The organism is Pseudomonas sp. WS 5146, from assembly GCF_012985495.1.
Classification (GTDB): Bacteria; Pseudomonadota; Gammaproteobacteria; order Pseudomonadales; family Pseudomonadaceae; genus Aquipseudomonas; species Aquipseudomonas edaphica.
In genome coordinates, this window is the sequence record NZ_JAAQWL010000005.1 from 344,271 (window position 1) to 361,946 (window position 17,676).

The 17,676-nt window shown below is 59.9% G+C and carries 16 protein-coding genes; 11 read left to right on the forward strand and 5 right to left on the reverse strand.

The genetic code is table 11. The features are described 5' to 3' along the window. The first annotated feature begins 212 nt into the window (after positions 1-212). From HBO41_RS16325 to moaE, 5 genes are all read left to right on the forward strand, one after another. Positions 213-1,607, forward strand: coding sequence for a PhoH family protein (locus HBO41_RS16325; protein ID WP_012722339.1), 1,395 nt, complete (start codon positions 213-215; stop codon positions 1,605-1,607). 309 nt (positions 1,608-1,916) lie between these two features. Further along, the gene (locus tag HBO41_RS16330) at positions 1,917-5,651 is read left to right on the forward strand and encodes an autotransporter domain-containing protein (RefSeq protein ID WP_169986940.1); all 3,735 of its coding nucleotides are present in this window, start codon (positions 1,917-1,919) and stop codon (positions 5,649-5,651) included. A 207-nt stretch (positions 5,652-5,858) separates the two neighbouring features. Continuing rightward, complete coding sequence (gene moaC / locus HBO41_RS16335) at positions 5,859-6,332, forward strand: cyclic pyranopterin monophosphate synthase MoaC (RefSeq protein WP_056858942.1); 474 nt, start codon at positions 5,859-5,861, stop codon at positions 6,330-6,332. Then, positions 6,329-6,571 (forward strand): molybdopterin converting factor subunit 1, encoded by a 243-nt coding sequence (moaD, locus tag HBO41_RS16340; protein ID WP_017135206.1) that lies wholly within the window; start codon positions 6,329-6,331, stop codon positions 6,569-6,571. Before moaC ends, moaD begins: the two co-directional genes overlap by 4 nt. A gap of 2 nt (positions 6,572-6,573) precedes the next feature. After that, positions 6,574-7,023 carry a molybdopterin synthase catalytic subunit MoaE gene (gene moaE, locus HBO41_RS16345; RefSeq protein WP_017135205.1) on the forward strand — a complete coding sequence of 150 codons (450 nt, stop codon included), beginning with the start codon at positions 6,574-6,576 and terminating at the stop codon, positions 7,021-7,023. Between the two features lie 171 nt (positions 7,024-7,194). Here the strand turns inward: moaE and rhlB are convergent, their stop codons facing one another. Both rhlB and HBO41_RS16355 read right to left on the reverse strand, forming a co-directional pair. Next, positions 7,195-8,664 carry an ATP-dependent RNA helicase RhlB gene (rhlB, locus tag HBO41_RS16350; protein ID WP_026013543.1) on the reverse strand — a complete coding sequence of 490 codons (1,470 nt, stop codon included), beginning with the start codon at positions 8,662-8,664 and terminating at the stop codon, positions 7,195-7,197. A gap of 96 nt (positions 8,665-8,760) precedes the next feature. Then, positions 8,761-9,417, reverse strand: a complete 657-nt coding sequence (locus tag HBO41_RS16355) for an alpha/beta hydrolase (protein ID WP_017135203.1) — start codon at positions 9,415-9,417, stop codon at positions 8,761-8,763. A gap of 345 nt (positions 9,418-9,762) precedes the next feature. Here HBO41_RS16355 and HBO41_RS16360 point away from each other — a divergent pair, with 345 nt between their 5' ends. The 4 genes from HBO41_RS16360 (at position 9,763) to HBO41_RS16375 (ending at position 13,932) form a co-directional block, all read left to right on the forward strand. Next, the gene (locus HBO41_RS16360) at positions 9,763-10,794 is read left to right on the forward strand and encodes an amino acid ABC transporter substrate-binding protein (RefSeq protein ID WP_017135202.1); all 1,032 of its coding nucleotides are present in this window, start codon (positions 9,763-9,765) and stop codon (positions 10,792-10,794) included. A gap of 72 nt (positions 10,795-10,866) precedes the next feature. Further along, positions 10,867-12,048 (forward strand): amino acid ABC transporter permease, encoded by a 1,182-nt coding sequence (locus HBO41_RS16365; RefSeq protein ID WP_169986942.1) that lies wholly within the window; start codon positions 10,867-10,869, stop codon positions 12,046-12,048. A 10-nt stretch (positions 12,049-12,058) separates the two neighbouring features. Next, complete coding sequence (locus tag HBO41_RS16370; protein ID WP_169986944.1) at positions 12,059-13,156, forward strand: amino acid ABC transporter permease; 1,098 nt, start codon at positions 12,059-12,061, stop codon at positions 13,154-13,156. 11 nt (positions 13,157-13,167) lie between these two features. Next, a complete protein-coding gene (locus tag HBO41_RS16375) occupies positions 13,168-13,932 on the forward strand; it encodes an amino acid ABC transporter ATP-binding protein (RefSeq protein WP_003171943.1) in 765 nt (254 codons plus the stop codon). 219 nt (positions 13,933-14,151) lie between these two features. Here HBO41_RS16375 and HBO41_RS16380 read toward each other — a convergent pair whose 3' ends face one another. Next, a complete protein-coding gene (locus HBO41_RS16380) occupies positions 14,152-14,640 on the reverse strand; it encodes a type II toxin-antitoxin system MqsA family antitoxin (RefSeq protein WP_169986946.1) in 489 nt (162 codons plus the stop codon). Next, complete coding sequence (locus tag HBO41_RS16385) at positions 14,637-14,948, reverse strand: type II toxin-antitoxin system MqsR family toxin (RefSeq protein ID WP_138449597.1); 312 nt, start codon at positions 14,946-14,948, stop codon at positions 14,637-14,639. The genes HBO41_RS16380 and HBO41_RS16385 overlap by 4 nt, the downstream gene beginning before the upstream one ends. A gap of 159 nt (positions 14,949-15,107) precedes the next feature. Here HBO41_RS16385 and HBO41_RS16390 point away from each other — a divergent pair, with 159 nt between their 5' ends. Both HBO41_RS16390 and HBO41_RS16395 read left to right on the forward strand, forming a co-directional pair. After that, on the forward strand, positions 15,108-15,767 hold the full coding sequence (locus HBO41_RS16390) for a FadR/GntR family transcriptional regulator (RefSeq protein WP_138449599.1): 660 nt from the start codon (positions 15,108-15,110) through the stop codon (positions 15,765-15,767). Next, a complete protein-coding gene (locus HBO41_RS16395; RefSeq protein ID WP_169986948.1) occupies positions 15,757-17,022 on the forward strand; it encodes a CynX/NimT family MFS transporter in 1,266 nt (421 codons plus the stop codon). Before HBO41_RS16390 ends, HBO41_RS16395 begins: the two co-directional genes overlap by 11 nt. On the opposite strand, the gene HBO41_RS16400 is transcribed toward HBO41_RS16395, so the two are convergent. Further along, positions 17,019-17,663: a DUF1120 domain-containing protein gene (locus HBO41_RS16400; protein ID WP_138449608.1), complete on the reverse strand. Its 645-nt coding sequence runs from the start codon at positions 17,661-17,663 to the stop codon at positions 17,019-17,021. The two genes, HBO41_RS16395 and HBO41_RS16400, sit on opposite strands and share 4 nt — an antisense overlap. Positions 17,664-17,676 lie beyond the last annotated feature (13 nt).

The window sequence follows — 17,676 nt, forward strand, 5'->3', positions numbered from 1 at the left end:
AAATTTCAAAAAAGCGTCAAAGTGCTTTTTCCTGTCATGGGTTTTGCGGTATTACGAAGTCAGATCGCCGAACCCTGCAACACAGGTGGCGTCTTCCAAGACTCCTCATGTGGGCACTGCACTTGACGTCACTCAGGTGCAGTCGGTGGTCGAATCGAGGCGCAGCACCGCCCAGGTATTGCGTCGAATGGCTCCCACAAAGGTGACCGAGTATGGATGATCATGGACGTAACCCTTCTTCCGACCAGCCAATCCTTTATGTGCTTGATACCAACGTATTGATCCACGATCCAAACGCACTGCTTAACTTCGAAGAACACCACGTCGCCATCCCGATGATCGTGCTTGAGGAGCTCGACAAACTCAAAAGCGGGCACCACAGCGTGGCTGCCGAATGCCGCCAGGCGATCCGCCTGATCGACAAGACCTTGGGCGAAGCCTCACCCGAGGACGTTGAAGTCGGCGTGCCGATCCAGCGCGGCAAAAGCGGGCCTAAGGGCTTGCTGTCGATTCTGATGAGCAAGCGCAGCGAGCCCAACAGCCTGCTGCCGGAAAACCTCAACGACAACAAAATCATCAACCAATTGATCGACCTGCACGCGCGCGACAAGGACCTGCGCCTGGTGCTGGTGACCAAAGACATCAATATGCGCCTCAAGGCACGAGCGTGTGGGATCGCTGCCGAGGACTACAGTACCGACCAACTCGTCGACGACGTGTCGATGCTGTCGCGGGGTTATCACACCGTGACCGGCTCTTTCTGGGATCTTGTCAGCAAGGTCGAAACCCGTCAGGACCATGGCCGCACCTGGCACCAGGTACAGCTGATCGACAACCTGCCGGCCGTGCACATCAATGAATTCATCATCGACGAACAGGGGTTTGTGGGCTGGATCAAAGAGATCCAGGTCGACAAACTGCTGATCCTCGACCTGCATCAGGAACCCCTGTTGCATCAGGAAGCCTGGGGCCTGAAACCGCGTGACATCTACCAGAGCCTGGCGCTGTATGCGCTGCTCGACCCGGACATTCACCTGGTCAACCTGACCGGCGCTGCAGGCTCGGGGAAAACCATCCTCGCCCTGGCGGCCGCCATTGAGCAAACCATGGTGACCAAGCGTTATCGCCGCATCATCGCCACCCGCAGCGTGCAGGGCCTGGACCAGGAGATCGGCTTTCTACCCGGCACCGAAGCGGAAAAAATGGAGCCGTGGCTGGGGGCGATCACCGACAACCTCGAAGCCTTGCACATGGATGACGAAAACACCCATGGCAGCGTCGACTACATCCTCAGCAAAGTGCCGTTGCAGTTCAAATCCCTCAATTACATCCGAGGTCGCAGCTTCCAGCAGAGCCTGATTTTGATCGATGAATGCCAGAACCTCACGCCGCACCAGATGAAAACCATCATCACCCGTGCTGGCGCCGGTTCCAAAGTGGTGTGCCTGGGCAACCTGGCACAGATCGACACCCCTTACCTGTCCGCGACCAGCTCCGGGCTGACCTACCTGACGGAACGCTTTAAAGACTTCCCGAACGGCGTGCATATCGCGCTGCAAGGGGTACCTCGTTCGATCCTGGCCGAGTACGCCGAATCCCATCTGTAATCGCCCATGCTGTAGTTAGTGGCTAAATGCCACAAAACACCCCGAATTTCTCGCGAAGTTCGGGGTTTTTGTTATGGGCGACATTTGTCTTCGTTAATGCGTCCTGGGTGCTTGTAGGCTTTGTAATTATTTTGTTACATTTTTTATCGCCGAAAACTATAAGAAAACAGCGTAACCCCGTCGAAACGCGATCGCTTTGATTCGACGATTTATTCAAGACCCGGCGTTGGTCTTGCGCGTGATCCTGCCTATTACAAAAAGCCCGATACATCGCTCATTGACGAAGCACATATCCAAAGGGAAAGGAAAATGGACGCAGCAGGTAATGGCTTCACTTTGTCGCAAAAACGCAAGCGCGCTACAGGCTCCAAATCGATACCCCTTACACCCATCGCACTCGGCTTGGCCTTATGGCTGGGACAAGGCTCTATAGCCTGGGCCGATGACGCCAACCCCTACACGTCGCCAGTGCTGGAGTCGGCCTTCAGGAAAGCCGTTGCCTCGTTTGGGCCCAACACCGACGTGTATAAAAACCTGCGGTTCGCCTACGCCGATATCGTCGACCTGGCCGCCAAGGACTTTGCCGCACAGTCCGGCAAGTTCGATTCGGCCCTCAAGCAAAACTACGAACTGCAACCGGAAAACCTCACCATCGGCGCCATGCTCGGCGATACCAAGCGGCCGCTGGACTACGCCTCGCGCCTGGATTACTACCGCAGCCGGCTGTTCAGCAACAGCGGGCGCTATACCACCAATATTCTCGACTTCTCCAAGGCCATTATCGCCAACCTGCCGGCGGCCAAGCCCTACACCTACGTAGAGCCTGGCGTGAGCAGCAACCTCAACGCGCAACTGAATGCCGGCCAATCCTGGGCGGGCGCCACCCGTGACTGGAGCGCCAACGCGCAAACCTGGAAAACCCCCGAAGCCCAGGTCAACTCCGGCCTGGACCGCACCAACGCGTATTACGCCTACGCCCTGGGCATGACCGGCAAGGGCGTGAACGTCGGCGTGCTCGACTCGGGCATCCTCACTGAACACTTTGAGTTCCAGGGCAAGAATGCCCAGGGCCAGGACCGAGTGCAGGCAGTGACCTCCACCGGCGAGTACTACGCCACCCACCCGCGTTACATTCATGACACGCCGGACGGCCAGTTCCAAAAAGGCGAGCACTTCAGTATTTCCGGCGAGTACGACCCGAAGATCAATGACGGTCACGGCACGGAGATGTCCGGCGTACTGGGCGCCAGCCGCAACGGCACCGGCATGCATGGCATTGCGTTTGATGCGAATATTTTTGTCGCCAATACCGGCGGCACCGATGACAACCGTTTCCAGGGCTCCAATGACCTGGACTACAACGCGTTCATGGCCAGCTACAACGCGCTGGCGGCGAAGAACGTCTCGATCGTCAATCAGAGCTGGGGTCAGAATTCGCGCAATGATGTGGAAAACCACTTCGGCAACGTAGGCGACAGCGCGGCCGATAATTTGCGCGACATGACCGCTGCCTATCGCCCGTTCTGGGACAAGGCCCATGCCGGGCAAAAAACCTGGATGGACGCGATGGCCGACGCCGCGCGGCAAAACACCTTCATCCAGATTATCTCGGCGGGCAACGACAGCCACGGTGCCAACCCGGACACCAACGCCAACCTGCCGTTTTTCAAGCCCGATATCGAGAGCAAATTCCTCTCGATCACCGGCTACGACGAGACCAGCGCCCAGGTCTACAACCGCTGTGGCACGTCGAAGTGGTGGTGCGTGATGGGCGTTTCAGGCATCCCGTCCACCGGACCCGAAGGGGAAATTATCCCCAACGCCAACGGCACCTCTGCGGCTGCGCCGAGCGTCTCCGGGGCGCTTGCGCTGGTGATTCAACGCTTCCCTTACATGACCGCCAGCCAGGCGCGGGATGTGTTGCTGACCACCTCCAGCCTGCAAGCGCCGGACGGTCCCGATACGCCGGTGGGCGACCTGACCGGTGGCCGCACCTACGACAACCTGCAACCGGTACACGACGCCGCGCCAGGCACGCCGCAAGTGCCGGGCGTGGTCAGCGGTTGGGGCTTGCCCAACCTGCAAAAAGCCATGCAAGGGCCGGGGCAGTTCCTCGGCTCGGTGGCGGTGGCCTTGCCGGGTGGTACGCGCGATATATGGGCCAACCCGATTTCCGATGAGGCCATCCGCGCCCGCCGTGTAGAAGACACCGCCGAACAAGCCACCTGGGCCGCCACCAAGCAACAGAAGGGCTGGGTCAACGGCTTGCCCGCCAATGCCTCTGACGATGACCAGTTTGAATATGAAATCGGCCACGCCCGGGAACAGGCGACGCTGGCACGCGGCAAGGATTTGCTCACCGGCACGACCTACGTCGGCAGCCTGGCCAAGTCCGGCGACGGCGAACTGGTGCTCGAGGGCCAGAACACCTATTCGGGCAGCACCTGGGTACGCGGCGGCAAGCTGTCGGTAGACGGCTCGTTGACCTCCGCGGTGACCGTGGATGGCAGCGCGGTGGGCACCCGCAATGCGGATAACGGCGTGATGACCACGTTGGGCGGCACACTGGCCGGTAACGGCACGGTGGGTGCCTTGACCGTGAACACAGGCGGGCGCGTGGCGCCGGGCCACTCGATCGGCACGCTGCACACCGGCGACGTGACCTTCAACCCTGGTTCGGTGTATGCCGTGGAGGTCGGCCCGAACGGGCAAAGTGATCAAATCCAAAGCAGCGGCGTCGCCACCCTTAACGGAGGTGTGGTGACCGTATCCCTGGAAAACAGCCCGAACCTGCTGTCTGCCACTGAGGCCCGTAGCCTGGTGGGCCAGCAGTTCAACATCCTGACGGCCAGCCAGGGCATCAACGGCCAGTTTGCAGCGATCACGCCCAACTACCTGTTTATCGGCACGCAGTTGAGCTATCAGCCGAACCAACTGAGCCTGGCCGTGGCGCGTAACCAGACGACGTTTGCCAGCATCGCGCAAACCCGCAATGAACGCGCCGTGGCGACGGCGGCCGAAGCCTTGGGCGCGGGCAGCCCGGTGTATGAAAGCCTGCTGGCCTCAGACTCGGCGGCGCAGGCGCAGGCTGCATTCAAGCAACTCTCGGGGCAACTGCACTCGGACGTGGCCGCAGCGCAAATGGCGGACAGCCGTTACATTCGTGAAGCGGTCAACGGCCGTCTGCAACAGGCTCAGGCGCTGGACTCCAGCGCGCAGATCGACACTCACGACAACGGCGGCTGGGTTCAGCTGCTGGGCGGGCGCAATAACGTCAGCGGTGACAACAACGCCAGCGGCTACTCCTCGTCTACCAGTGGCGTGCTGCTGGGCCTCGACACCGAGGTCGGCGACGGCTGGCGTGTGGGCGCCGCCACCGGCTACACCCAAAGCCATCTCAATGGCGAGTCGGCATCGGCGGACAGTGACAACTATCACCTGTCGGTCTACGGCGGTAAACGCTTCGACACCATCGCCCTGCGCATGGGCGGTGCCACCACCTGGCATCGTATCGACAGCTCGCGCCGCGTGGCGTACGCCAACCAGTCGGACTACGACAAAGCTGACTACAACGCGCGCACCGACCAAGTGTTTGCCGAGATCGGTTACACCCAATGGAACCAGTTCGAACCCTTCGCCAACCTGACCTACCTGAACTACCAGAGCGATTCGTTCAAGGAAAAAGGCGGCGCCGCAGCCTTGCATGCCAGCAAGCAAAGCCAGGACGCCACGCTTTCCACCCTGGGCCTGCGCGCACATACCCAACTGCCGGTCAGTTCCACCTCGGCGGTGACGTTGCGCGGTGAGTTGGGCTGGGAGCATCAGTTTGGCGATACCGATCGCGACGCCTCGCTGAAGTTTGCCGGCAGCGACAACGCGTTTGCGGTCAATAGTGTGCCGGTGGCCCGCGATGGCGCGGTGATCAAGGCCAGTGCGGAAATGGCCCTGACCAAGGACACGCTGGTGTCGTTGAACTACAGCGGTTTGCTGTCCAACCGGGGTAACAACAACGGGATCAACGCCGGGTTTACTTTCCGGTTCTAACGGCCGATACCCTGTGGCGAGGGAGCTTGCTCCCGTTGGACTGCGAAGCAGTCCCATGCTCTTGAAGCAAAGAGCAAGGGCCGCTTCGCAGCCCAGCGGGAGCAAGCTCCCTCGCCACGGTTGCGGTGTTCTTTTTAAAGGCCAAACAGCCCTGCGCAAAATTGACTCACAGGTTTACAATTGCCGCTCCTGATCAGGAGTATCCCTGTGCTGACTCATCTCGATTCCCAAGGTCGCGCCCACATGGTCGACGTCACTGACAAAGCCGTGACGTTCCGTGAAGCCGTGGCCGAAGCGCGGGTGCGCATGCTACCCGACACCTTGAAAATGATTGTCGACGGCGCCCACCCCAAGGGCGACGTGTTTGCCGTGGCCCGCATCGCCGGGATCCAGGCGGCGAAAAAAACCAGCGACCTGATCCCGTTGTGCCATCCGCTGATGCTGACCGGCGTCAAGGTCGAACTGCGCGCCGACGGTGTGGACGCCGTGCATATCCTCGCGCGCTGCAAACTCAGCGGCCAGACCGGCGTGGAGATGGAAGCGCTCACCGCCGCCAGTGTCGCCGCGCTGACGATCTACGACATGTGCAAGGCGGTGGATCGCGGCATGACCATCGAAAGTATTCGCCTGCTGGAAAAGCTTGGCGGCAAAAGCGGGCATTTCAAGGCGGACCAGGCATGAGCATCAACGTATTGTTTTTTGCGCGTTACGCCGAAGCGACAGGCTTCGATTCGCTGGAGATGGAAGGCGAGTTCGCTACCGTCGATGCGGTGCGACTGGCGTTGGCGGCAGACCCTGAGTTTGCGGTGCTCAACGAGAGCAGCCTGATGTGTGCGCGCAACGAGGAGCTGTGCAGCCTCGACGAACCGGTGCAGGCCGGTGATGAAGTGGCGTTTTTCCCGCCCGTAACTGGAGGCTGAGCATGGCCATTCGCGTACAGGCCGAGGCATTTGACCCCGGCGCAGAGGTCAACGCCATGCACGCCGCCAATGTTGGCGTGGGCGCGGTGGTGAGTTTTGTCGGCTATGTGCGCGACTTTAATGAGGGGCGCGACGTGTCGGGGATGTTCCTTGAACATTACCCCGGCATGACCGAAAAAGCCCTGGCCAAGATCACCGTGGAAGCCGGGCAGCGCTGGCCGTTGCTCAAGTTGGAAGTGCTGCACCGGATCGGCGCGTTGGAGCCGGGCGAGCCGATTGTGTTTGTTGCGGCGGCCAGCGCGCATCGCCAGGCAGCGTTTGATGCCTGTGCGTTTGTGATGGATTACTTGAAGACGCGGGCGCCGTTCTGGAAGAAGGAAAACACGCCTGAAGGCCCGCGCTGGGTGGAAGGGCGGGGCAGTGATCACGCGGCGGCGGATCGCTGGAAGTGAGCATCTGCTGAAGATCGATGGAGATCCAAATGTGGGAGCTGGGCTTGTGTGGGAGCTGGCTTGCCTGCGATAGCATCTCCTCGGTGCAACGGAAAAACCGAGGTGCCTGTATCGCAGGCAAGCCAGCTCCCACACAAGCCAGCCCCCACATCTCCTACTGCATTTCAGCTATTAAGGGCGTTTGCGTTCCACAGCCCGCAGCAAATGCGTCGGCGGCGTTTCGCAGCTGATCTTGCGACCCAGCAACGTCTCAATCGACGGCAGCTGGTACGAGTCATCTTCCCCCGCAAAGCTGATCGAAACACCCGCCGCCCCGGCACGGCCAGTACGGCCAATGCGGTGCACGTAGTCGTCCGGCACTTCCGGCAGGGTGAAGTTGATCACGTGGCTGATGCCGTCGATGTGAATACCGCGCCCGGCCACGTCGGTGGCCACCAGCACGCGGATCTTGCCTTCGCGGAAACCTTCCAGGGTCTTGATACGCTTGTGCTGCGGCACATCGCCGGACAGTTGCGCGGCATTGACGCCATCACGCACCAGGCGTTCTTCGATGCGGCGTACTTCGTCCTTGCGGTTGGCGAACACCATCACGCGCTCCCAACCGTTGTCGTTGACCAGGTTGTAGAGCAGCTTGTACTTGTCGGCCCCGGCCACGGCATAGATGTGTTGCTCAACGTTTTCGCTGGCAACGTTCAGCGCTTCGATCTCGACGATGGACGGGTCGGTGGTCCACTGCTTGGCGAGGTTCATCACGTCTTCGGTGAAGGTCGCAGAGAACAGCAGGGTCTGGCGCTCGTTTTTCGGCGGAGTCTGGCGAATGATCTGGCGCACTTGCGGGATAAAGCCCATGTCGAGCATGCGGTCGGCTTCGTCCAGCACCATCACTTCAACCATGTCCAAATGCACGTCGCCGCGCTGGTTGAAGTCGAGCAGGCGGCCTGGCGTGGCCACCAGGATGTCGCAGTGACGGGCTTCGAGGTGCTTGAGCTGCTTGTCGAAGTCCATGCCGCCCACGAACGTCATGACGTTGAGGCCGGTGTACTTGGTCAGGTCGGCGGCGTCCTTGGCGATCTGTACCACCAGCTCGCGGGTCGGGGCGATGATCAATGCACGCGGCTCACCCATGTAGCGTTCTTTGGGCGGTGGCGTTTGCAGCAGCTGGGTGATTATCGAGATCAGGAACGCGGCGGTCTTGCCGGTGCCGGTCTGCGCGCGGCCGATGGCGTCTTTGCCGGCGAGGGTGAAGCCCAACACCTGCGCCTGGATCGGCGTGCAGTACGGGAAGCCCAGGTCCTGGATGGCATGCATCAGTTCCGGGGCCAGTTTGAAGTCATGGAAGCGGGTCTTGCCTTCCTGGGGTTCAACCACGAAGTCTTCGAGTTTCCACGGGGTCACGGGCGGCTTCGGTGCACGTTCACGACGGGGCGCTTTCGGCGCCGGCGCGGGGGCTGCCTCGACAGGTTGGGCCTGTTCGGGCGCGGTCACCTTTGGCTTCTGCGGCTGTGCGGCAGGTGCGGTCCGGCCGGGCTGTTGGCCGTCATTGCGGCTGCCGGAGGAGGGCACAGGAGCACTGGGAACTGGCGCGAGCGGCTCAGCCTCGCTTTTGCCGAACATCTTCTTAAGTGCTTTGAGCACGGTGATCTCATTAATTGGTTAAGGAATGTACGCCGGCCAGTGTAATGCAAGAAACGGGCGCGGCGTAGTGCGTCTGTCATACGGCTACATAAACTGTGGTTTTCAGCCCAGCCGGGCGGTCAACCAGGCACCGATATCGGCGATCTCTTGAGGTAACACTTCGTGACCCATTGGGTATTCCTGCCATGTCACGGTGACACCACGGCTGTTTAAATGCTCGTAGGCGCTGCGGCCCATGGCGTTCTGCACCACGTCGTCGTATTGGCCGTGCAGGCACAGCGTTGGAATGCGCTGCTGGCTGGCGGACAACTCCAGCTCATCCCCGAAGGTCGGTGCATAAGTCGAGAGGGCGATTACGCCACCCAACGGTCCCTGCCATTTAAGGAATGCGGTGTGGAAAACCACGGCGCCGCCCTGGGAAAAACCGGCGAGGAAAATTCGCGAAGCGTCTATTCCGGTTCTCTTCTGTTCTTCGATCAAATCCGTGACCATTTTGGCCGAGGCTTCCAGCTCTTCCAGGCTGATCGAGCGAGCCGGGCTCATGGCCTTGATGTCGTACCAACTCGGCATCTCGTAACCGCCATTTATGGTTACCGGACGTGTCGGTGCCTGGGGCAAAACGAAGCGGGTGCTCAACAGGCTTTCCTGCAACGCTTCCGCCACCGGCAAAAAGTCGTAGCGATCAGCACCCAGGCCATGCAACCAGATAACGCAGGCGTCTGCGGGCTTGGCGGGCTGAAGAATCAAGGGTTCGGTCATGTCTGCTCCATATATGTGCGTGCGCTCCGATTGGGTGCGTCGGAACGGTGCGCGACGGGTTGATCTGTTAAGAGAATGTCGCAACGTTGAATGTTTTTCTATTGATCAAGGGCTGAAACGACTCAGCCACCACTCTGGTACGCGCCTTGCTATGTGTAGGTCGATGTCAGAACTATCTTGGGACGGTAACACTATCAGTGACTGCCGCTTGTGGGATAGCAACTGGAATTACCGCGAAAACCTCATGCCGCTTGACCCTAAAAAAAGCCAACACGGGTTGATATCGCCTCATAAGGGTGCGCTGGGGTTTTAGCTCCGACACAACAAGAGCAACTGGAGGTTTGAATGAAGGTATTGAAATCCACCCTGGCCATCGTTTCCGCGGCTGCTGTACTGGGTGTCAGTGGTTTTGCCCAAGCTGGCGCCACCCTGGACGCCGTGCAGAAGAAAGGCTTTGTGCAATGTGGCGTGAGTGATGGCTTGCCGGGTTTCTCGGTGCCGGATGCCAGCGGCAAGATCCTCGGGATCGACGCTGACGTTTGCCGCGCTGTGGCCGCTGCCGTGTTCGGTGACGCAACCAAGGTCAAATTCAGCCAGTTGAACGCCAAGGAGCGTTTCACCGCGCTGCAGTCCGGCGAAGTCGACGTACTGTCGCGCAACACCACCATGACCAGTTCGCGCGATGCGGGTATGGGCCTGAAATTCCCAGGCTTCATCACCTACTACGACGGTGTTGGCTTCCTGGTGAACAACAAGCTGGGTGTTAAAAGCGCCAAGGAACTGGACGGTGCAACCATCTGCATCCAGGCCGGTACCACCACTGAGCTGAACGTTTCCGACTACTTCCGCGCCAACAACCTCAAATACACGCCGATCACCTTCGACACCTCCGATGAAAGCGCCAAGTCGCTGGAATCCGGTCGTTGCGACGTGCTGACCTCGGACAAATCCCAGCTCTACGCACAGCGCAGCAAGCTGGCTTCGCCGAAGGACTACGTGGTTCTGCCGGAAACCATCTCCAAAGAACCACTGGGCCCGGTCGTGCGTAACGGCGACGACGAGTGGCTGGCCATTGTGCGCTGGGTTGGCTACGCCATGCTCAACGCTGAAGAAGCCGGCATCACCTCGAAAAACGTTGAAGCTGAAGCCAAGTCCACCAAGAACCCGGACGTTGCTCGTCTGCTCGGTTCTGACGGCGAATACGGCAAAGACCTGAAAGTGAAAAAAGATTGGGTTGTACAGATCGTCAAGCAGGTCGGTAACTACGGTGAAGTGTTCGAGCGCAACCTGGGCAAGAGCACCCCACTGGAAATCGACCGTGGCCTGAACGCACTGTGGACTAACGGTGGCATTCAATACGCACCCCCTGTGCGCTGATCGCTGATGGTTCTATCACCCGGTGGGCCAACCACCGGGTGATGTTCTGTTCCATTCTTTGCGGGGCACTTCATGCAAAATCAAATCGGCGCACCCAAGCAGAAGCTCAGCTTCAGCGACCCTAAAGTGCGTGCGTGGCTCTTCCAGATCATCACGATTGTGGCGGTGGTCGCGCTGGGCTGGTACCTCTTCAACAATACGCAGACCAACCTTCAACACCGGGGTATCACCTCGGGTTTCGACTTTCTTGAGCGCAGTGCCGGCTTCGGCATCGCTCAGCATCTGATCGACTACACCGAATCGGACAGCTATGCCCGGGTCTTCGTGATCGGGCTGCTTAATACCTTGCTGGTGACTGTGATCGGTGTGGTCCTGGCGACTATCCTTGGCTTCATCATTGGCGTGGCGCGCTTGTCGCCCAACTGGATGATCAACAAGCTGGCGACGGTGTATGTGGAAGTGTTCCGCAACATTCCGCCGCTGCTGCAAATCCTGTTCTGGTACTTCGCGGTATTCCTGACCATGCCGGGGCCGCGCAACAGCCATAATTTCGGTGACACTTTCTTCGTCAGCAGCCGTGGCTTGAACATGCCGGCGGCGATTGCTGCCGATGGGTTCTGGCCGTTTGTGGCCAGTGTGGTGGTTGCCATTGTGGTAATCGTGCTGATGGCGCGCTGGGCCAACAAACGCTTTGAGGCCACCGGCGTACCGTTCCATAAGTTCTGGGCGGGCCTGGCGTTGTTTATTGTGATCCCGACATTGTGTGCCTTGGTCTTCGGCGCGCCGCTGCACTGGGAAATGCCAAAGCTTTCAGGTTTCAACTTCGTCGGCGGCTGGGTATTGATCCCTGAACTGCTGGCGTTGACCCTGGCGCTGACCGTGTACACGGCGGCGTTTATTGCCGAGATCGTGCGCTCGGGCATCAAGTCCGTCAGCCACGGCCAGACCGAAGCCGCGCGCTCCCTGGGCCTGCGCCCTGGGCCGACGTTGCGCAAGGTCATCATCCCGCAAGCCTTGCGGGTGATCATTCCGCCGCTGACCAGCCAATACCTGAACCTGGCGAAAAACTCCTCGCTGGCCGCCGGTATCGGTTACCCGGAAATGGTTTCGCTGTTTGCCGGCACGGTGCTCAACCAGACCGGCCAGGCCATCGAAGTCATTGCCATCACCATGAGCGTGTACCTGGCGATCAGCATCAGCATTTCCCTGCTGATGAACTGGTACAACAAGCGCATTGCGCTGATCGAGCGGTGAGGAAACGCACATGAGTTCGCATACTTTCAAACCCGATATGCCGCCGCCGAACAAAGTCTTCGGACCGATGGCCTGGATGCGCGCCAACCTGTTTTCCAGCTGGCTCAACACCTTGCTGACGCTGTTGGCGTTCTATCTGATTTACCTGATCGTGCCGCCCATCCTGCACTGGGCCATCCTGGATGCCAACTGGGTCGGGACCACGCGCGCCGATTGCACCAAAGAGGGCGCCTGCTGGGTGTTTATCCAACAGCGCTTCGGGCAGTTCATGTATGGCTACTACCCCGGCGACCTGCGCTGGCGCGTGGACCTGACCGTGTGGCTGGCTATCGTGGGCGTGGCGCCGTTGTTCATCTCGCGGTTTCAACGCAAGGCTGTGTATGGCCTGGGTTTCCTGGTGCTGTACCCGATCATCGCCTACTGCCTGCTGCACGGTGGGGTTCTGGGCCTGACCAACGTGGCCACCAGCCAATGGGGCGGCTTGATGCTGACCCTGGTGATTGCCACTGTCGGTATCGCTGGCGCCTTGCCGTTGGGCATTGTGCTGGCGCTGGGGCGACGCTCGAACATGCCGGCGATTCGGGTGGTCTGCGTGACCTTCATCGAGTTCTGGCGCGGCGTGCCGTTGATCACCGTGCTGTTTATGTCCTCGGTGATGCTGCCGCTGTTCCTGCCTGAAGGCATGAATTTCGACAAGCTCCTGCGGGCCTTGATTGGCGTGATCCTGTTCCAGTCGGCCTACGTGGCTGAAGTGGTGCGCGGCGGCTTGCAGGCGATTCCCAAAGGTCAGTACGAAGCGGCTGCAGCGATGGGCCTGGGTTACTGGCGCAGCATGGGCCTGGTGATTCTGCCGCAAGCCCTGAAACTGGTGATCCCCGGCATCGTGAACACCTTTATTGCGCTGTTCAAAGACACGAGCCTCGTGATCATCATCGGCTTGTTCGACCTGCTCAACAGCGTCAAGCAAGCCGCCGCCGACCCTAAATGGCTGGGCATGGCCACCGAAGGCTACGTGTTCGCCGCCCTGGTGTTCTGGATTTTCTGTTTTGGTATGTCGCGCTATTCCATTCATTTGGAACACAAGCTCGACACTGGCCACAAGCGTTAGGAGTTGTTGTTATGAGCGAAGCAATCAAACAGCCTGTGAGCCCTGAAGGCATTATCCAGATGCAGGGCGTCAACAAGTGGTACGGCCAGTTCCACGTGTTGAAAGACATCAACCTCAACGTCAAGCAGGGCGAGCGTATCGTGCTGTGCGGCCCGTCGGGTTCGGGCAAGTCCACCACCATCCGCTGCCTCAACCGCCTGGAAGAGCACCAGCAGGGCCGCATTGTGGTCGATGGCGTGGAGCTGACCAACGACCTCAAGCAGATCGAAGCGATCCGTCGTGAAGTCGGCATGGTGTTTCAGCACTTCAACCTGTTCCCGCACCTGACCATCCTGCAGAACTGCACGCTGGCGCCGATGTGGGTGCGCAAGATGCCCAAGCGCAAGGCTGAAGAAATTGCCATGCACTACCTGGAACGCGTGCGCATTCCGGAGCAGGCGCACAAGTTTCCGGGGCAACTGTCTGGTGGTCAGCAACAGCGTGTGGCGATCGCCCGTGCCTTGTGCATGAAGCCAAAAATCATGCTGTTCGATGAGCCGACTTCGGCACTCGACCCGGAAATGGTCAAAGAGGTGTTGGACACCATGATCGGCTTGGCCGAAGACGGCATGACCATGTTGTGCGTCACCCACGAAATGGGCTTTGCGCGCACCGTGGCCAACCGCGTGATCTTCATGGACAAGGGCGAGATCGTGGAACAGGCGGCGCCCAATGACTTCTTCGACAACCCGCAGAATGACCGGACCAAGTTGTTCTTGAGCCAGATTCTGCATTGATCGAAGCTTGAACCCATAAACCCAGCCTGCAGGCTGCATAACCTTTGGCGAACACAAACCAATGTGGGAGCTGGCTTGCCTGCGATAGCGGTACAGCAGTGCGTACAACTGCTGCTGACCCACCGCCATCGCGGGCAAGCCCGGCTCCCACATTTGATCGCCATTGCTCTGCAGAACACCCATAAAAAGCCTGCTGGTGCCGGGTTTATTTTTGCCTGTTCAAGACGCTTTGAGGGCTTCTTGTGTTTGGTTATGGGGCGTGCAAGTAAAGGCGTTGCGCAGGTCTGCGCCTTCGGCCAGCTCTTTGGCGTCGGCGAGCAAATGCGGGTAACGGTCCAGCAGGCGCATCAACACCATCAACGGTTTGGGCGGCGTTATTTCTCCGCGTTCGTAACGTGAGAATGCGTTGTGCCCGCCACCGGACAACAACTGCACGGTTTCTTTTTGCGTGAGGTGCAGTTTGCGGCGGATACGCTTGAGTTCGGCGCCCATCATCCGTCGCGCGGCGTGCAGCAGGTCATCACTTGCCTTGGCATGGCGTTCGCTGCTGTCGGGGTCATACATGCCGTCTTCGCACAGTTGGCACTCCCAGCCGGACAGGTCCTCAATGTGCTGTTCCATGCCTTTGATGCGCAGGGTTTCACTGCGGCCCTCAAAACGCACCATGGCGTCGGGGGCGCCGCATATGAAGCAATGTTGGGTGTTCATAGGTTCATCCCTTTGAAGGAGATCACCGGTGGGTTACCGCCGGAGCAGTAAGTGACCTTGATGTAAATCTCCAGACCGTGTGAATGGATGTGGTAGACGTCCTGCCAGACGCGGTGATCGGCATAGGTGGTCATCGACTTGTACAGCATCCTGTTTTGTAGTTTGAAAACGACTGCCTGCATCTCGCTGATGTCGAGGTCGAGTTGCTTTCCCGCCTCCTTGGCTGCACGGGTGAATGCCCTGGCACCCAGTCGCCTGACATCCGCCTTGATCACCGCCAGATCGTAGTGAGGTGTGTACTTTTCCATAAGACACCTGAGTCCAATAATTACCCTTAAAGGGTAATTTTACCAATCGAAAATACTGCTCCTTTTGCTGCCTATGAACCCTAGTGCGTTGCCTTTGTGGGCAAGTCTGAATAGGCTGTAGGAAAATTCATCCTATGATTGGACGAAAGTGCAAAACTCATGACAGACATCGCCCCCCTGATCAAACGCTCCCTGGTCGATCAAGCGTTGGAGCAACTGCGCTGGCGTATAACCGAAGGCAAATGGGCCATCGGTGAGCGCCTGCCCACCGAGCCGGAGTTGTCCGCCGAGCTGGGCATCAGCCGCAATACCGTGCGTGAGGCCATGCGTGTGTTGGCGTTCTCGGGTCTGATCGAAATCCGCCAGGGCGACGGCAGTTACTTGCGCTCGATGACCGACCCGTTGGGGACGATGCGCGCACTGTCCCACTGCACGTTGGCGCAGGCGCAGGAGACGCGGCAGATTCTCGAAGTGGAGGCCATCGGCCTGGCGGCGTTGCGTCGTACCGATGACGATCTCAAAGGGTTGCGTGAAGCCCTTGAGCGCAGCGGCGAGTTGTACCACGGTGACCTGGAGGCCTATATCAGCGCCGACCTGGTGTTCCACAAGCGCCTGGTGGATGCAGCGCACAACCCGGCGCTGAGCGAGCTGTACCAGTATTTCTCCAGCATCGTCGGCGCCCAGTTGCGTCAGACCCTGAACATCTCACCACGTCGCCAGGCGGTATTCGACCTGCATATCGCCTTGCTCGACGCGGTGGAAAACCAAGACCCCGAACGTGCCAAATCCCTCTGCCGGCAGTTGATCAATGAACCTTGAAGCCAAACGTACGACTGAACTCGAAGAACTGTTGATTGACGCCGAAGCCGATGACGAAGCCGTCCAGCAGGCCCCTCCGTTGGTGGCTCGCCCGTGTCTCTTGCTGCTGGGCCTGGTGCTGGTGGCATTGAACCTGCGCCCGGCGCTGTCGAGCATGGCGCCATTGCTGGCAGAAGTGTCCAGCAGCCTGGGGTTGTCCGCTGCCAAGGCGGGCTTGCTGACTACCTTGCCGGTGTTGTGCCTGGGCCTGTTCGCGCCCACTGCGCCGATCCTGGCCAGGCGTTTTGGCGCTGAGCGCGTGGTGCTGGGGATTCTGCTCACCCTGGCTGGCGGCATCATCCTGCGCAGTTCGTTCGGTGAAGTGGGGTTGTTCGCGGGCAGCCTGATCGCTGGCGCGAGCATCGGCATCATCGGTGTATTGCTACCGGGTATCGTCAAGCGTGATTTTGCCAGGCAGGCGGGCGCCATGACTGGCGTCTACACCATGGCATTGTGTCTGGGCGCCGCGTTGGCAGCCGGGGCCACGGTGCCCCTGAGTCAGTACTTCGCAGACAGCTGGGCCGTCGGACTGGGGTTCTGGGTTATCCCGGCGTTGCTGGCGGCGTTGTTCTGGTTGCCGCAAGTCGGACCAAAGCACGGCGCCCATCAGGTGGCTTACCGGGTCAGGGGCTTGCTGCGTGACCCACTGGCTTGGCAGGTGACTTTGTACATGGGCCTGCAATCGTCCCTGGCTTACATTGTGTTTGGCTGGTTGCCGTCAATCCTCATTGGCCGGGGGCTCAGCGCCACCGAGGCAGGGTTGGCGTTGTCCGGTTCCATCATCGTGCAACTGCTCAGTTCCCTGGCCGCACCGTGGCTGGCCACCCGCGGCAAGGACCAGCGCCTGGCGATTGTGGTGGTGATGCTGCTGACCCTTGGCGGCCTGTTCGGTTGCCTGTATGCGCCGCTGGATGGCTTGTGGGGTTGGGCGATTCTGCTCGGCCTGGGGCAGGGCGGCACCTTCAGCCTGGCGCTGACCCTGATCGTGCTGCGCTCGCGTGATTCCCATGTCGCCGCCAACCTGTCGAGCATGGCCCAGGGCATTGGCTACACCCTGGCGTCGATGGGGCCGTTTGCGGTCGGCCTGGTGCATGACTGGACCGGCGGCTGGACGGCCATCGGCTGGATCTTCGCCGTGATCGGCCTCGGTGCGATTGTCGCGGGTCTCGGCGCCGGGCGGGCGCGTTATGTACAAGTGACCAGCGAGAAACTCTAGAGATACACCACCTCAAGCGTTGCCCAGCCATCCAGTGGAGTTTCCACGCTCAAGTCCAGATTCTGCCGGGCATTGATCACGGTCTGCACTGTGACTGTACCCGTCAGCGTGCCGATGGCCGTAGGCCCGCTGACGCTGCCCTCCACCTCGGTAAAACCCAGGTAGCTCCTGGAGCCGATGTCGATGGGGTTGAGGTTGGACGTGCGCCACGCCACGCCGCCGGTGGTGGACTCGGTGCCGTAGATCTGCGCGGTGGTGTTGGCCTGGGTCTGGCGCGGGTCGAAGGTCATGGAGTAAACCCCCAGGCGATTACCGCTGATATCGAACCCCAACCCATAGTAAATCTCGCTGTTGACCATGGCCGAGCCCTCGCGGTTATCGCGCATGCGCAGGGCATAGCGGGTGGGACCGCTGCAGGCGATGGCGAAAAGCAGGGGCTTGGCCGGCAGGCGTGTCGCAGTGCTCAGGTTCAAGTCTTGTTGGGCGATTTTGCCGTAGTCGATCAGTGCCCCGCCGGGGAACTGCGGCAAGCAAGCGGCGGGAACGATCAGGCCTTTGACGGTCAGGTCCACCGCCGATGCGGCCAGCACCGAGGGCGCGCAGGCCAGTAACAGCAGGCTGGAAAAAATGCGGGTTTTCATAGGGCGTTTCATG